11 protein-coding genes are annotated in these 14,107 nt (G+C 71.6%); 1 reads left to right on the forward strand and 10 read right to left on the reverse strand.

What is annotated here, in order from left to right; translation table 11 throughout:
* Nucleotides 1-59: 59 nt before the first annotated feature.
* From C7444_RS01025 to C7444_RS20835, 10 genes are all read right to left on the reverse strand, one after another.
* Nucleotides 60-1,778 (reverse strand): methyl-accepting chemotaxis protein, encoded by a 1,719-nt coding sequence (locus tag C7444_RS01025; RefSeq protein WP_110398957.1) that lies wholly within the window; start codon nt 1,776-1,778, stop codon nt 60-62.
* Nucleotides 1,779-1,803: 25 nt separating this feature from the next.
* Nucleotides 1,804-2,820 carry a cytochrome-c peroxidase gene (locus C7444_RS01030; protein ID WP_110398958.1) on the reverse strand — a complete coding sequence of 339 codons (1,017 nt, stop codon included), beginning with the start codon at nt 2,818-2,820 and terminating at the stop codon, nt 1,804-1,806.
* Nucleotides 2,821-3,054: 234 nt separating this feature from the next.
* Nucleotides 3,055-3,822, reverse strand: coding sequence for an amino acid ABC transporter ATP-binding protein (locus C7444_RS01035; RefSeq protein WP_110398959.1), 768 nt, complete (start codon nt 3,820-3,822; stop codon nt 3,055-3,057).
* 20 nt (nt 3,823-3,842) lie between these two features.
* On the reverse strand, nt 3,843-4,955 hold the full coding sequence (locus C7444_RS01040) for an amino acid ABC transporter permease (RefSeq protein ID WP_110398960.1): 1,113 nt from the start codon (nt 4,953-4,955) through the stop codon (nt 3,843-3,845).
* 4 nt (nt 4,956-4,959) lie between these two features.
* Entirely contained in the window at nt 4,960-6,039 is a 1,080-nt protein-coding gene (locus C7444_RS01045; protein WP_110399151.1) for an amino acid ABC transporter permease, read from the reverse strand.
* Nucleotides 6,040-6,107: 68 nt separating this feature from the next.
* A complete protein-coding gene (locus C7444_RS01050) occupies nt 6,108-7,127 on the reverse strand; it encodes an amino acid ABC transporter substrate-binding protein (RefSeq protein ID WP_110398961.1) in 1,020 nt (339 codons plus the stop codon).
* Nucleotides 7,128-7,257: 130 nt separating this feature from the next.
* The gene (locus C7444_RS01055; RefSeq protein WP_110398962.1) at nt 7,258-8,319 is read right to left on the reverse strand and encodes a pirin family protein; all 1,062 of its coding nucleotides are present in this window, start codon (nt 8,317-8,319) and stop codon (nt 7,258-7,260) included.
* A gap of 13 nt (nt 8,320-8,332) precedes the next feature.
* Nucleotides 8,333-9,382 carry an L-glyceraldehyde 3-phosphate reductase gene (gene mgrA, locus C7444_RS01060; protein WP_110398963.1) on the reverse strand — a complete coding sequence of 350 codons (1,050 nt, stop codon included), beginning with the start codon at nt 9,380-9,382 and terminating at the stop codon, nt 8,333-8,335.
* 187 nt (nt 9,383-9,569) lie between these two features.
* A complete protein-coding gene (locus tag C7444_RS01065) occupies nt 9,570-11,087 on the reverse strand; it encodes a two-component system response regulator (protein WP_110398964.1) in 1,518 nt (505 codons plus the stop codon).
* Entirely contained in the window at nt 11,084-12,511 is a 1,428-nt protein-coding gene (locus C7444_RS20835) for a sensor histidine kinase (protein ID WP_110398965.1), read from the reverse strand. The genes C7444_RS01065 and C7444_RS20835 overlap by 4 nt, the downstream gene beginning before the upstream one ends.
* Before the next feature lie 193 nt (nt 12,512-12,704).
* On the opposite strand from C7444_RS20835, the gene alaC reads away from it, so the two are divergent.
* Nucleotides 12,705-13,913, forward strand: coding sequence for an alanine transaminase (gene alaC / locus C7444_RS01075; RefSeq protein ID WP_110398966.1), 1,209 nt, complete (start codon nt 12,705-12,707; stop codon nt 13,911-13,913).
* The last annotated feature ends 194 nt before the right edge of the window (nt 13,914-14,107 follow it).

Consider the following 14,107-nt stretch of genomic DNA (forward strand, 5'->3'; position numbering starts at 1 on the left):
GGCGGGGCTGGAGGGCCTCGTTTCTCCGCCTGGCGGTAGCGGGCCGCGCGGCGGCCGCCTCAGAAGGTCTCCCAGTCGTCGGTGCCGGTCCGTGCCGGGGCCGCGAGGGACGTGGATTCCTGCTGCGGCGCGGCCGCGCCCGGGCGGTCGGCGCGGGCGCTGAACGGCGCACGCACCACGTTCTTCGCCCGGTCGGGGCCGCGGCGGTCGGCGCCGTTCCAGGTGTCCGGTCCGGCACGGGAGGCCGCCTGGGCCGCCGTGTCCATCCGGAACACCGCCATCGCCTCCACCAGCTGCTGGGTCTGGGCCTTCAGGCTCTCGGCGGCGGCGGCACTCTGCTCGGCCAGCGCCGCGTTCTGCTGCGTGGCCTGGTCCATCTCCGTGACGGCCCCGGCGACCTGCGAGACGCCTGCGCTCTGCTGCTCGCTGGCCCCGCTGATCTCGCTCATGATCGCGGTGACGCGCTGCACCGCGGCGACGATCTCCTGCATGGTCGAGCCGGCCTGGTCGACCAGGTCGGAGCCCTGTTCCACCTGCTCGACGCTGGCGGTGATCAGGCTCTTGATCTCCTTGGCCGCATCGGCGCTGCGCTGCGCCAGGCTGCGCACCTCGGAGGCCACGACCGCGAAGCCGCGGCCCTGCTCGCCCGCGCGCGCGGCCTCGACCGCCGCGTTCAGCGCCAGGATGTTGGTCTGGAAGGCGATGCCGTCGATCACCGTGATGATGTCGACGATCTTCCTGGACGAGCTGTTGATGTCCTGCATGGTGTGCACGACCTGGCCGACGACCTCGCCACCCCGCGTGGCGATGGTCGAGGCGCCGCGGGCGAGCTGGTCGGCCTCGCGGGAGCTCTCGGCGTTGTGGCGCACGGTCTGGCCGAGCTGCGTCATGGTGGAGGCGGTCTTCTCCAGCGCGCTGGCCTGCTGCTCGGTGCGTGCGCTCAGGTCGGCGTTGCCGGAGGCGATCTCGCCGGCGCCCTCGGACAGGCACAGGCTGATCTGGCGCACCCGCTGCACGGTCTCGCGCAGCGAGCGCTGCATGCGGGCGGTGGCGGCCATCACGCTGCCTTCGGGGATGCCGGCGGTGCGGATCTCGATGGACAGGTCGCCGTCGGCCACGGCGTTGGCGATCGCGGCCACTTCGGCCGGGTCGCCCCCGATCTGCCGGCGCAGGCTGCTCAGCGCGTACCAGCCCAGGCCCAGGCCCAGGCCGATCGCCAGCACCAGCTCGCCGATGGTCCAGAACCAGGCGCTGCGGGCGCTGCTCGCGGCCACGGCCATGGCGGCGAGCTCTGCCTCGTGGCTGCGCGCGACCAGTTCGGCGATCTTGCCGGTCAGTGCCGCCCCGGCGCCCTCGAGGCGGTGGTAGGACGGCAGCTCGGTCTGGCCTTCGCTCGACAGGTGCTGGCCGGCCAGCGCGGCCCACTGGTCGACCTGGCGGGCGGCGTCCACCGCCAGCGCCTGGGTATCGCCCTGCGCGGCGGCCTGGATCGCCGCGGCGGTGCTCCGCAGCTGCGTGATGCTGTCGAGCACCGCCTTGCGGTGCTCGGCCATCGTGGCCGCGTCGACGAAGGCGGTGGCGGCCTTGAACTGCTCATCGGCCCGCACGAACAGCGCGCCCAGGGTCTGGGACTGGTTCGAGACCGCGCTGCTCGTGGCGATGGCTTCGGCCGCGCCGCTCAGGCGCGAGACCTGCCACAGCGACTGGGCGCCCTGCAGCCCGAGCAGCAGCAGCAGCGCACCGATGCACAGGTAGAGGCTTTGCTTGACGATGTTCATGGGGGCGTCCTCCGGTGGCGCGGGCTCAGTGGGCCGGCAGGTTGGGCATGGCCAGCGTGGTCTGCGGGCTCGACAGGCTGCGCAGGAAGGTGATCAGGTCCTGCACTTCCTGCGGCTGCAGCGGCGTGGGCTGGATCAGCGTCGAGCGGGAGGGGCGGGGCACGCCGCCACCGACGTAGTGCGCCAGCACCGCCTCGAGGCTGGCCACGCTGCCGTTGTGCATGTAGGGCGCACGGGCGGCGATCTCGCGCAGGCTCGGGGTCTTGAAGCCGTGCTGGTCCGCCTCGGCCTGCGTGACGCCCCGGCGGCCGATGTCCTCGGTGGGCAGGCCGATGTCGTGGAACTTGTCGTCGGTGAAGTTCCAGCCCGTGTGGCAGGCCGCGCAGGCGGCCTTGCCGGTGAACAGGGCGAAGCCGCGCCGTGCGCTCTCGGACAGCGCCTTGTCGTCCCCGCGCACCCAGCGGTCGAACGGCGTGTCGCCGGTGACCACGGTGCGTTCGTAGGTGGCGATGGCCTTGAGGATGTTGAGCTCGGTCAGCCCGTCGGCGGGGAAGGCGCGCTGGAACGCGCTGCGGTAGCCCTCGACCTCCTTGAGCCGGGTGGCGGCGGTCGCCAGCGGCAGGTCCATCTCGACGGCGGCCTCGATCGGCCCGCGGGCCTGGGCCTCGAGCGTCGGCGCCCGGCCGTCCCAGAACAGGTTCCGGCTCCAGGCCTGGTTGAGCACCGTCGGCGCGTGCCGGCCCAGCGGCTTGCCCCCGGCGCCGATGGCCTTGTCGAACGGCACCTCCCAGCCGAACGACGGGCTGTGGCAGCTGGCGCAGCTCAGGTTCTTGTCGCGCGACAGCCGCGTGTCGAAGAACAGCATCTTGCCCAGCGCGGCCTTCTCCGGCGTGTAGGGGTTGTCCTTGGGAAAGGGGATCGAGGCCGGGCGGGCGTAGGCCGCCTTCTGCGCGTCGCTCGGGGCCTGGGCCTGGGCGCCCAGGGTGGCCTGGAGCAGCAGCAGGGTCAGGCTGCCCAGTCGGATCAGACGGGAAGGGATCATGGTCGAGGGCTTCCTTTGCGCATCCACGGGGGACAGGGCGGGCGTGGAACGACCAGGAACCTTCTCGGCGTTCACCCCCTCGCTGATCGCGTCAGCTTGTCCATGAACCTTAAGGGGTCAATCCGGTGGACGGGATCGGAAGAAGAGGGGGGGATCACGGCCAATTGTGCGGCTGACCTGCGGACCGCGCGCCGGGTGCGTGCAGGTGCACCAGCCTCGTGCACCCGACCGGCTTCAGTGGGCCAGGATGCGTTCGAGGAAAGCCTGGGCCCGGCGCGTGCGGGGCTGGTCGAAGAAGCGGTCGGGCGGGCCCTGCTCGACGATCTGGCCCTGGTCCATGAACACCACCCGGTCGGCGACCGAACGGGCGAAGCCCATCTCGTGGGTGACGCAGACCATCGTGATGCCCTGGCGGGCGAGCTCGCCCATGACGTCGAGCACCTCGTGGATCATCTCGGGGTCGAGCGCCGAGGTGGGCTCGTCGAACAGCAGGATCTGCGGGGCCAGGCACAGCGCCCGGGCGATCGCCACGCGCTGCTGCTGCCCGCCCGAGAGCTGCAGCGGGAACTTGTGCGCCTGCTCGGCGATGTGCACCCGCTCAAGCTGCTGCAGGGCCTGGGCCTCGGCCCGGGCGCGTGGCAGGCGGGCGACGTGCATCGGCGCGAGCGTCAGGTTCTGCAGCACCGTCAGGTGCGGGAACAGGTTGAACTGCTGGAACACCATGCCCACCCGCTGGCGCACCCGCGTCACCGCACGGTCGTCCTCGCGGCCCTCGACGCCCAGCTCGATGCCGTCGACGAGCAGCCGGCCCTCCTGGAAGGGCTCCAGCGCGTTGATGCAGCGGATCAGCGTGGACTTGCCCGAGCCCGACGGGCCGCAGACGACGATGCGCTCGCCGCGGGCCACCGTCAGGTCGATGTCGCGCAGCACGTGGAAGCTGTCGCCGAACCACTTGTTCAGGCGCTCGAAGCGGATGAGGGGAGCGGGGTCGGCAGGGGTCATGGGGGCGCGTGGCGTCGGGTTCATCGGACCTGGCTGCGGGCGAGCTGCTGCTCGACCCACAGGCTGTAGCGCGACATGGCCGCGCAGATCACGAAGTAGATCAGGGTGATGAAGACATAACCCTCGATCAGGAAGGGGCGCCAGACCGGGTCGCCGTTGAGCGCCAGGCCGAGCGAGCCGGTCAGCTCGTAGAGGCTGACGATGGTGATCAGCGAGCTGTCCTTGAAGATCGAGATGAAGCTGTTGAGCAGGCCGGGCACGACGGTGGCCAGCGCCTGCGGCAGCACGACCAGGCGCTGCGTGGCCCACCAGCCCAGGCCGACGCTGGCGGCGGCTTCGGCCTGGCCGCGCGGGATGGCCTGCAGTCCGGCGCGCACCGTCTCGGCCAGGTAGGCCGCGGCGAACAGCGAGATGCCGGCCAGCACCCGCAGCAGCACGTCCGGGCTCGTGCCCGCGGGCAGGAAGAGCGGGAACAGGAAACTCGCCATGAACAGCACCGAGATCAGCGGCACGCCCCGCACCAGCTCCACGTAGAGCCCGCACAGCGTGCGGATGGCGGGCATGCGCGAGCGCCGCCCCAGCGCCACCAGCACGGCCAGCGGAAAGGCCAGCGCGATCGACAGCGTCGAGAGCATCAGCGTCAGCGGCAGGCCGCCCCAGCGGTCGGTGGGCACCGGGGCGAGCCCGGCCAGCCCGCCGCCCATCAGCACGAAGAAGCCGGCCAGCCCGAGCCCCCAGGCGAGCACCAGCCCGCGGTGCCAGCAGCGCCGCACGCCGCTGGCGACCAGCAGCACGAACAGCCCGGCCGTGGCGAGCGCCGGGCGCCACTGCTCCTCGAGCGGGTAGCGGCCGAAGACGATCAGGCGGTGTTTTTCGGTGATCACGCCCCAGCAGGCGCCGCTGCCGCGAGCGGCCTGGCAGGCGTCGAGGTCGGCGCGCCAGACGGCGTGCAGCAGCGCCTGATCGAACAGCGGCGGCAGCGCCCAGGCCGCCGCGGCCAGCAGCGTCAGGGTGGCCAGCGTGCTGGCCCAGCCGTCGAACAGGTGGCGGCGCGCCCAGGCCCGCACGCGGGCGGCGGGGCCGCCGGGGTGGCGCGGTGCCGGGCGGGCGGGGATCAACGGGGTGTCGCTCATGGGCTCAGCGCTCCCGGATCGCGGCGCGCCGGTCGAAGGCGGCCATCAGCGCGGCCGTCAGCAGCGAGGTGCCCAGGTAGACCGCCATCAGGATGACGATGCACTCCATCGCCCGGCCGGTCTGGTTGAGCGTGGTGTTGGCAATCGACACGAGGTCGGGATAGCCCACGGCCACCGCGAGCGACGAGTTCTTGGTCAGGTTCAGGTACTGGTTGGTCAGCGGCGGCACGATCACGCGCAGCGCCTGCGGGCCGGTGACCCGGCGCAGCGTCTGGCGCCGGCTCAGGCCGATGCTCTGCGCGGCCTCGATCTGGCCGCGTGCCACCGAGCGGATGCCCCCGCGCACCACCTCGGCCACGTAGGCCGCGGTGTAGCAGACCAGCCCGAGCAGCACGGCCAGGAATTCGGGTGACAGCGCCGCGCCGCCGCTGAAGGACAGGCCGTCGAGCACCGGCACGCTCCAGTGCCAGCCAGCGGCGGCGCCGTCCACCGCGGCCCCGCCGTGCGCTGGCCACGGCAGCGACAGCCCCGCCTGGCTCAGGAAGACCGTGTCGCGCCAGTTCATCGCCTCGGTGACGCCCGGCAGCTGGCTCACCAGCAGCAGGTACCAGACCAGCAGCTGCACCAGCAGCGGCACGTTGCGGAACAGCTCCACATAGGTCCGGCACAGCCCGCGCACCAGCAGGTTGCGCGACAGCCGGCCCAGGCCCACCAGCGTGCCCAGCAGCGTCGCCCCGACGATGCCGGCCAGCGCCACCCGCAGCGTGTTGAGCAGCCCGACCAGGAAGGCGCGCCAGTACGGGTCGCCCGACTCGTAGGGCACCGGCTGCTCGCCGATGTCGAAGCCGGCGGTCTGCATCAGGAAGTCCCAGCCGCTCTGGATGCCGCGCGCGGCCATGTTGGTGGCGGTGTTGTGCGCCAGCCAGCCGAGCCCGCCGGCCAGCGCCAGCACGGCCAGCACCTGCCAGGCCAGCGCGCGGGTGGCCGGGTGGCGCCACGACCGGCGTGGCCGCGGGCGCGCCGGCCTGGGGCGTGCCGCGCGCAGCGGCGGGTCTTCGGCGGGGACGGGAACAGGATCACTCATCGAGGGCAGGCGAAGCAACGCCCGGGCCACGCGGGCGCCGGGCGGGACGGTTCAGGGCCGGTGCGGGTTCAGCGGATCGGCAGCGCGTACATCAGGCCGCCGTCGGTCCAGAGCCGGTTCTTGCCGCGCGGCAGGCCCACGGGGGTCTTCTCGCCGACGTTGCGCTCGTAGATCTCGCCGTAGTGGCCCACCGCCTTGATGGCGCGCGCCAGCCAGTCGCGGTCCAGGCCCAGCAGCTTGCCGGTGTCGTCGCCCTTGCCCAGCAGGCGCATCACGACCGGGTCGGTGCTCTCGGCCTTGAGCTTGTCGACGCTGGCCTGGGTGATGCCGTTCTCCTCGGCCTCGAGCAGGCCGTAGACCACCCACTTGACGATCGCCTCCCACTCGTCGTCACCGCGGCGCACCAGCGGGCCCAGCGGCTCCTTGGAGATGATCTCGGGCAGGATCATGTGCTCCTTCGGGTCCTTGGCCTCCTTGGCGCGCACGGCGGCCAGGCCCGACGCGTCGGTGGTGTAGGCCTGGCAGCGGCCGGCGAAGTAGGCGGCGTTGGCGGCGTCGAACTTGTCGAACACCACCGGCTTGAGGTTGAGCTTGTGGGCGCGCGAGAAGTCGGTCAGGTTCTTCTCGGTGGTGGTGCCCGACTGCACGCAGACGGTGGCGCCCTTGAGCTGCTTCGCGCTCTTGAGCTTGAGCTTGGTCGGCACCATGAAACCCTGGCCGTCGTAGTAGACGACCGCGGTGCCTGACAGCCCCATCGACGCGTCGCGGGTCAGCGTCACCGTGGTGTTGCGCGACAGCACGTCGACCTCGCCCGACTGCAGCGCGGTGAAGCGCTGCTGCGAGGCCAGCGGCACCCACTTCACCTTCTCGGCGTCGCCCAGCAGCGCCGCGGCGATCGCCTTGCCGACGTCGACGTCCAGCCCGGTCCACTTGCCGGCGCTGTCCGCGGCGGAGAAGCCGGCCACGCCGGTGCTCACGCCGATGACGATCTGGTCACGCTGCCGGATGGTGTCGACGGTCTTGCCGGCGAAGGCCGGGGCGGTCAGCGCCAGCAGCGTGGCGGCGAGGGTCAGTCGGAAAGAGGTCATGCTTCGGGCTCCCGGAAGGTGGATCGATCCGCCGGGGCAAACCCCGGTCACCCGCCCACGATAACGGCTGGCGTCCCGATATCCAAATGACGGAAACGGATGAGCCCGGCCCGGCGCGCGCGCCAGGCGCTCAGCCGGGCGTGGCCGGCGGCTCGGGCCGGTGTTCCTCGCGGCCGTCGACATGGCGGGCGAACCGGCCCGCGCCGGCGCCGTGCACCGGGGCGCCGTCGGGCCAGGGCCAGCCGCCGAAGCCGGTGCGCTGGTAGTCGTCGAAGGCCTGCTGGATCTCGGCGCGGCTGTTCATGACGAAGGGGCCGTACTGCGCCACCGGCTCGCCGATCGGGCGCCCCTGCAGCAGCAGCAGGTCGGCGGGCCGGTCGCCGTTGACCAGCTCGACCGCGGCGTCGCCCCGCAGCTGCAGGGCCACGCGCTGCGTGATGTGGCGACCGGCCACGCCGATGGCGCCGGGCGTGACGGTGTAGAGCATGCGCTGGGTGGTGGCAGCGGCGGCGGCCGGCAGGGTCCAGCGGGCGTGCGGGGCCATGCGGATGGTGGCGATGACCAGGTCGGCATCGGGCTCGGCGGCCCAGGAGTCGGGTGGCGGTGCGGGCGGTCGGGCCTCGCCCGCGCCGAGCCGGCCGGCGGCGTGGCGCACGGTCGTGGCGCGGCCTTCGGCGTCGTGGTGAGTCACGTCCGGGATCTGGTCGGACCACAGCATGGTGAAGTGCGGCTCGGCCATCTTGCGGCGGGCCGGCAGGTTCAGCCAGATCTGGAACAGCTCCAGCGGGTTGTCCCGGTCGGTGCGCAGCAGCGGGAACATCTCGGCGTGCACGATGCCGCGGCCGGCGGTCAGCCACTGCACGTCGCCGGCGCCGAAGCGGGCCGCCGCGCCCAGCGAGTCGGCGTGGTCGATCAGGCCCTGGCGCACCACGGTGACGGTCTCGAAGCCCCGGTGCGGGTGGGCCGGAAAGCCCGGGATGCGCTCGCCGTGGTACAGGTTCCAGCCGTCGAGGCCGGCGAAGTCCTGCCCGATCGAGCGGCCGGCCAGCGAGGCGTCGGGGCCGAGCCGGCCGTCCCCGCGCGGGTAGGCGTCGTGGTGGTGCACGCAGAACAGGAACGGGTCGATGCAGGGCCACGGCGTGGGCGACGGGCCCAGTGCGGTGGCCTGCAGCAGGAGGGTGGTGTCCGTCATGATCGGCTCCCGTTCAGTCGGCCCAGTCGGTGCTGGGCGCGCGCCACAGGTCGATGCCGCCTTCCTGCGCATGCAGGTCGATCTCGGCCAGCTCCTCGGCGCTGAAGGCGAGGTGGCTCAGCGCGCCGACGTTCTCGCGGATCTGCGCGGCGCTGCTGGCGCCGATCAGCGTGGTCGTCACGCGGGCGTCACGCAGCACCCAGGCCAGCGCCATCTGCGCCAGGCTCTGGCCCCGGCGCCGGGCGATGCCGTCGAGCGCCCGGACCTTGCCCAGGTTGGCCTCGCTCAGGTGCGCGGGCAGCAGCGAGCCGCCGCCCGGGCGGTTGACGCGGGCATCGGCCGGGATGCCGGCGAGGTACTTGTCGCTCAGCAGGCCCTGGGCGAGCGCGGTGAAGGTGATGCAGCCCGCGCCGACCTCGGCCAGCGTGTCGAGCAGGCCGCCTTCGATGTGGCGGTTGAGCAGGTTGTAGCTGGGCTGGTGGATCAGCAGCGGCACCCCTTCGGCCTTCAGCAGCCGGGCCATCTCGGCGGTCTTGCCGTGCGAGTAGGACGAGATGCCGATGTGCAGCGCCTTGCCCTGGCGCACGGCCTGGGCCAGCGCGCGGGCGGTTTCCTCGAGCGGCGTGTCGCGGTCGTAGCGGTGCGAGTAGAAGATGTCGACGTAGTCGAGGCCCAGGCGCTTCAGGCTCTGGTCGAGGCTGGCCAGCACGTGCTTGCGCGAGCCGCCGCCCTGGCCGTAGGGGCCGGGCCACATGTCCCAGCCGGCCTTGCTGGAGATGACCAGCTCGTCGCGGTAGGGCTTCAGGTCCTCGCGCAGCAGGCGGCCGAAGTTGAGCTCGGCGCTGCCGTAGGGCGGGCCGTAGTTGTTGGCCAGGTCGAAGTGGGTGATGCCCAGGTCGAAGGCGGTGGTGACCATCTCGCGCTGGCGCGCGATCGGCGTGGTGTCGCCGAAGTTGTGCCACAGGCCGAGCGACAGCGCCGGCAGTTTCAGGCCGCTGGCGCCGCAGCGGCGGTAGGGCATGGTGGCGTAGCGGTCGGCGGCGGGGGTGTAGGACGTCTGCATGGGTGGGGACCTGTTGGGCCGGTGGCCGGACATGGCGAGCGTCGCATGATCGGCGCCCGGGCGCACCCCCTGCCGGCCTGGGGACATCCCGGTCCCCCGCACATGCAGCCCCTGGCTCATCCACCGGCAGGGTTCCGGCATGCGCATGTCGCCGTGGTGATGCCGGTCATCGACACCGACCGCGGCTTCAATCCGTCGGCCCGCCCGGCGACGGCGGGCCGACGCGCCAGCAGCCGCGCCCGGCCGACTTGGCCGCATACATCGCCGCGTCGGCCTGCCGCATCAGGTCGGTGGCGCGCAGCCCGTGCTCGGGGAAGCAGGCGATGCCGATGGTGGCGCCGACCTGCATCGTGTGCGGCTCGACCACCACCGGCCGCGACAGGCTGGTGATCAGCCGCTCGGCGAGCGTGCCCAGCGCCTGCGGGTCCTGCACGTGCTCGAGCAGCACGACGAACTCGTCGCCGCCCAGCCGCGCGGCCGTGTCGGACTCGAGCAGCTGCTGCCGCAGCCGGTGGGCGATCTCCTGGAGCAGGCGGTCGCCGAGCTCGTGGCCGAGCGTGTCGTTGATCTGCTTGAAACGATCCAGGTCGATGAACATCAGCCCCAGGTGCTCGCCCAGGCGGGCGGCGCCGTCGATGGCGTGCTCCAGCCGGTCGAGCAGCAGCGCGCGGTTGGGCAGGCCGGTGAGCGGATCGTGGAAGGCCAGGTGGCGGATGTGGTCGTCCTGGCGGCGCAGCGCGGTGACGTCGTTGAAGATGCCCACGTAACGCGCCGGCTGGCCGGGCGTGACCGGCACGGCACTGATGTTCAGCCATTCGCAGAAGACCTCGCCGTCCTTGCGGCGGTTCCACAGCTCGCCGGTCCAGCGGCCGGCCTGGAGCAGCAGGTTCCACTGCTCGCGGTAGAAGTTCGGCTCGTTGCGGTCCGAGCGCAGCAGGCTCAGCTTGCGGCCGATCGCCTCGGCCGCCGTGTAGCCGGTGAGCGTCGTGAAGGCCGGATTGACCGACAGGATGCACGAGCGCTCGTCGGTGACGACGATGCCGTCCATCGCGTTGTCGAACACGCTGGCCGCCAGCTGCAGCTGGGCCGAGGTGCGCTGGCGCTCGGCCAGCTCCTGCTGCAGCTGGCGGTTGGCCGCCTCCAGCTCGGCCGTGCGGGCGCGCACCTGGGTCTCCAGCGTGCTGGCGTGCTGCATGGCCTGCCGGGTGGCCTGCCACTTGGCGGTCAGCGTGTCGGCCATCTGGCTGACCTCGATGGCGTCGAAGGGCTTCTTCAGGATCAGCAGCCGGTCGCGCGCGTCCAGCCGCTCCAGCACCTCGTGCCAGGCGTAGTCGGAGTAGGCGGTGCAGATGACCACCTGCAGCCGCGCATCGACCTGCCAGAGCCGCTCGATGGTCTGCACGCCGTCCCAGCCCGGGGGCATGCGCATGTCCACGAAGGCCACGGCGTAAGGCCGCCCGGCCTGCAGGGCGGCCTGGACGCAGGCCAGCGCTTCCTGGCCCTGGTAGGCGGAGTCGAGCTCGAAACCCGCCGCGCCTGCGGGCGCGACGACCGGCTCGCCGAACAGCGCCTGCTCGAAGGCGTCGAAGTCGGCGGTCGGGGCCGGCCCGCCCAGGATCTTGCGGAAGTCGGCGTGGATCGCCGGCATGTCATCGACCAGCAGGATGCGGCGGTGGGCCGGCTCCGAGTGCGCCGGTGCCGTCATGACGGGGTGTCGGCCGAGGGCCGGGCCGGCACTTCCAGCGTGAAGGTGGCGCCCAGGCCGGGGCCGTCGCTGCGGGCGACCAGGCTGCCGTCCATCTCGCGCGCGGCCACCACGCAGCTGTGCAGGCCGAAGCCATGGCCGTTGGCGCGGGTGGTGAAGCCGTGGGCGAAGATGCGCGTGAGGTGCTCGGGCGAGATGCCATCCCCTTCGTCGGCCACGCGGATGCACAGCCGCTGGTCGGCGGTGATGTGCGCGGCCAGGGTCAGGCAGTGACCCCGGCTGTTCTCGGTGTCCATCGCCTGCTTGGCGTTGCTGATCAGGTTGATCAGGATCTGCAGCACCTTGTGCTTGTCGATCAGCAGCTCGGGCATGGGCTCGATCTGCCGCACCACCGTGATCTGGTGGCGTGACAGCGCCCCGGCGTTCATGCGCAGCGCGTCGTCGATCAGCTGCTCGACGCGGGTGGCCACCAGGCTGCTGGAGCCGCCGGCATAGGCCTGCTGCGTGGCCACGATGTCCTTGATGTGCTCGATGCTCCGGCCCATCTGGCCCAGCTCGTCGCCCATCGCCCGCTGCTCGTCGACCAGCACCACCGACAGGCGGGCCAGGTAGCCCGGCAGCCGGCGCCCCTGCTCGGTGTCGGTCAGGAAGGGCGCCAGATCCCCCTCGTGCTCCTGCAGCAGGCCGACGGCCCGGCCCAGCCCCGGCAGCTTGGACTGGCGCAGCTGCTGCGTGATCACGCCGGCCGACACGTTGACGCTGTTGAGCACGTTGCCGACGTTGTGCAGCACGTTGGTGGCGATCTCGGCCATGCCCGCCTGGCGGGCGCTGTCGATCAGCTCGGCCTGGGCCTGGCGCAGCTCGGCGGTGCGCTGGCGCACCCGCTCCTCCAGCTCGCCGTGCAGGGCGCTGAGGTGGTCGTTGGCCACCTGCAGCTCGGCGGTGCGCTGCTGCACGCGCGCTTCCAGCTCGCCGTTGAGGCGGCGCACCTCGGCCTCGGCCTTGCTGCGCTCCTCGACCTGCTGGCGCAGGTCGTCGTTGACCGCCTGCCACTGGGCCGGGCCGGGCAGGGCGATCGCCTTCGGGATCAGCGGCACCAGCACCAGGGCCGTGCCCACCGACGCCAGCGCGGTGATGACCTTCACCACCGCGCTGGCCAGGTAGTCGGGGAACCACAGCGTCCACAGCGACATCACGTGCGTGGCCCCGCAGGCCATGATGAACAGGCCGAACAGCACGAAGACCCAGCTGAACTGGAGGTCCTTGCGTTCGCGCACCAGCTTGAGCAGGTGGAAGGGAATGGTGGAGTAGGCCGCCGCGGTGATCGCGTCGGCACCGATGTGGGCCACCATCAGCCCGGGCTGCCAGGACAGGCAGAAACCGTGCGGAATCAGGTTGGCGGTGATGGCGGACCAGGTCGACATGGCTTGCTCGGCGCTCTCGGCTTTCGTGGGCTGCCCTGCAGATTAGTGGCGCGCCCCCGGATCCGATGTCCGGAAATGAGGCCGCCGGGCGTGCATCTCCGGTCTTCTTCACGTACGATGCCCGCCGGAGTCCGTCATCGGGCTCCGACGTCGCTCGGACGGTTCCGGGCGCTCACGTGAAAGTCACTGCCACATGTCCTCCAGCTCCTCGGGCAAGCGCCGCTTCGCCCGCATCGACCGCCTGCCCCCCTACGTCTTCAACATCACGGCCGAGCTCAAGCTCGCCGCGCGCCGCCGTGGCGAGGACATCATCGACCTCAGCATGGGCAACCCCGACGGCGCCACGCCCGCGCACATCGTCGCCAAGCTCACCGAGGTCGCGCAAAGGCCCGACACCCACGGCTACTCGGCCAGCAAGGGCATCCCGCGCCTGCGCCGGGCCATCAGCCACTGGTACCAGGACCGTTACGAGGTCGACATCGACCCCGACAGCGAAGCCATCGTCACGATCGGCTCCAAGGAAGGCCTGGCCCACCTGATGCTGGCCACGCTGGACCGGGGCGACACCGTGCTGGTGCCCGATCCGAGCTACCCGATCCACATCTACGGCGCGGTGATCGCCGGGGCCGACATCCGCAGCGTGCCGCTGGTGCCGGGCGTGGACTTCTTCGCCGAGCTCGAGAAGACCATCCGCGGCAGCTACCCCAAGCCCAAGATGATGATCCTGGGCTTTCCGAGCAACCCGACCGCGCAGTGCGTCGAGCTCGACTTCTTCGAGCGCGTGATCGCGCTGGCGAAGAAGCACGACATCTTCGTCGTGCACGACCTGGCCTACGCCGACATCGTCTTCGACGGCTGGAAGGCGCCCAGCATCATGCAGGTCAAGGGGGCCAAGGACATCGCGGTCGAGTTCTTCACGCTCAGCAAGAGCTACAACATGGCCGGCTGGCGCATCGGCTTCATGGTCGGCAACCCCGATCTGGTCGCGGCGCTGGCTCGCATCAAGAGCTACCACGACTACGGCACCTTCACGCCGCTGCAGGTGGCGGCCATCGCCGCGCTGGAAGGCGACCAGCAGTGCGTGAAGGACATCGCCGCGACCTACCAGAAGCGCCGCGACGTGCTCCACAAGGGCCTGACCGAAGCCGGCTGGCCGGTGGAGAAGCCCAAGGCGTCGATGTACATCTGGGCGAAGATCCCCGAGCACTACGCCCACCTGGGCTCGCTGGAGTTCGCCAAGCAGCTGATGGAGCGGGCCAAGGTCTGCGTGTCACCGGGCATCGGCTTCGGCGACCACGGCGACGACCACGTGCGCTTCGCCCTGATCGAGAACGAGGGCCGCATCCGCCAGGCGGTGCGTGGCATCAAGGCGATGCTCAAGGCTGACGGGCTGACGGGCTGACGGGCTGACGGGCTGACGGGCTGACGGGCTGACGGGCTGACGGGCTGACGGGCCGGCCACGCGCCCGGCGCCGTCGTGCAAAGGTACCGGCTGACGCCGCCTGAATGAAGGGGCGTAACAGTCGGTACGGGCCCCCGTCCCGAGATCCTGAAGTGCAAAATACCAACCGGTTCCGGTCGTGTCGTTTGGATTGG

Source organism: Sphaerotilus hippei, from assembly GCF_003201595.1.
In the GTDB taxonomy this organism is placed as follows: domain Bacteria; phylum Pseudomonadota; class Gammaproteobacteria; order Burkholderiales; family Burkholderiaceae_C; genus Sphaerotilus; species Sphaerotilus hippei.

Bases quoted from the DNA above. Each gene is read 5' to 3' on its own strand.
- C7444_RS01025 (WP_110398957.1), bottom strand. From the start codon at position 1,778: ATGAACATCGTCAAGCAAAGCCTCTACCTGTGCATCGGTGCGCTGCTG.
- C7444_RS01030 (WP_110398958.1), bottom strand. From the start codon at position 2,820: ATGATCCCTTCCCGTCTGATCCGACTGGGCAGCCTGACCCTGCTGCTG.
- C7444_RS01035 (WP_110398959.1), bottom strand. From the start codon at position 3,822: ATGACCCCTGCCGACCCCGCTCCCCTCATCCGCTTCGAGCGCCTGAAC.
- C7444_RS01040 (WP_110398960.1), bottom strand. From the start codon at position 4,955: ATGAGCGACACCCCGTTGATCCCCGCCCGCCCGGCACCGCGCCACCCC.
- C7444_RS01045 (WP_110399151.1), bottom strand. From the start codon at position 6,039: ATGAGTGATCCTGTTCCCGTCCCCGCCGAAGACCCGCCGCTGCGCGCG.
- C7444_RS01050 (WP_110398961.1), bottom strand. From the start codon at position 7,127: ATGACCTCTTTCCGACTGACCCTCGCCGCCACGCTGCTGGCGCTGACC.
- C7444_RS01055 (WP_110398962.1), bottom strand. From the start codon at position 8,319: ATGACGGACACCACCCTCCTGCTGCAGGCCACCGCACTGGGCCCGTCG.
- mgrA (WP_110398963.1), bottom strand. From the start codon at position 9,382: ATGCAGACGTCCTACACCCCCGCCGCCGACCGCTACGCCACCATGCCC.
- C7444_RS01065 (WP_110398964.1), bottom strand. From the start codon at position 11,087: ATGACGGCACCGGCGCACTCGGAGCCGGCCCACCGCCGCATCCTGCTG.
- C7444_RS20835 (WP_110398965.1), bottom strand. From the start codon at position 12,511: ATGTCGACCTGGTCCGCCATCACCGCCAACCTGATTCCGCACGGTTTC.
- alaC (WP_110398966.1), top strand. From the start codon at position 12,705: ATGTCCTCCAGCTCCTCGGGCAAGCGCCGCTTCGCCCGCATCGACCGC.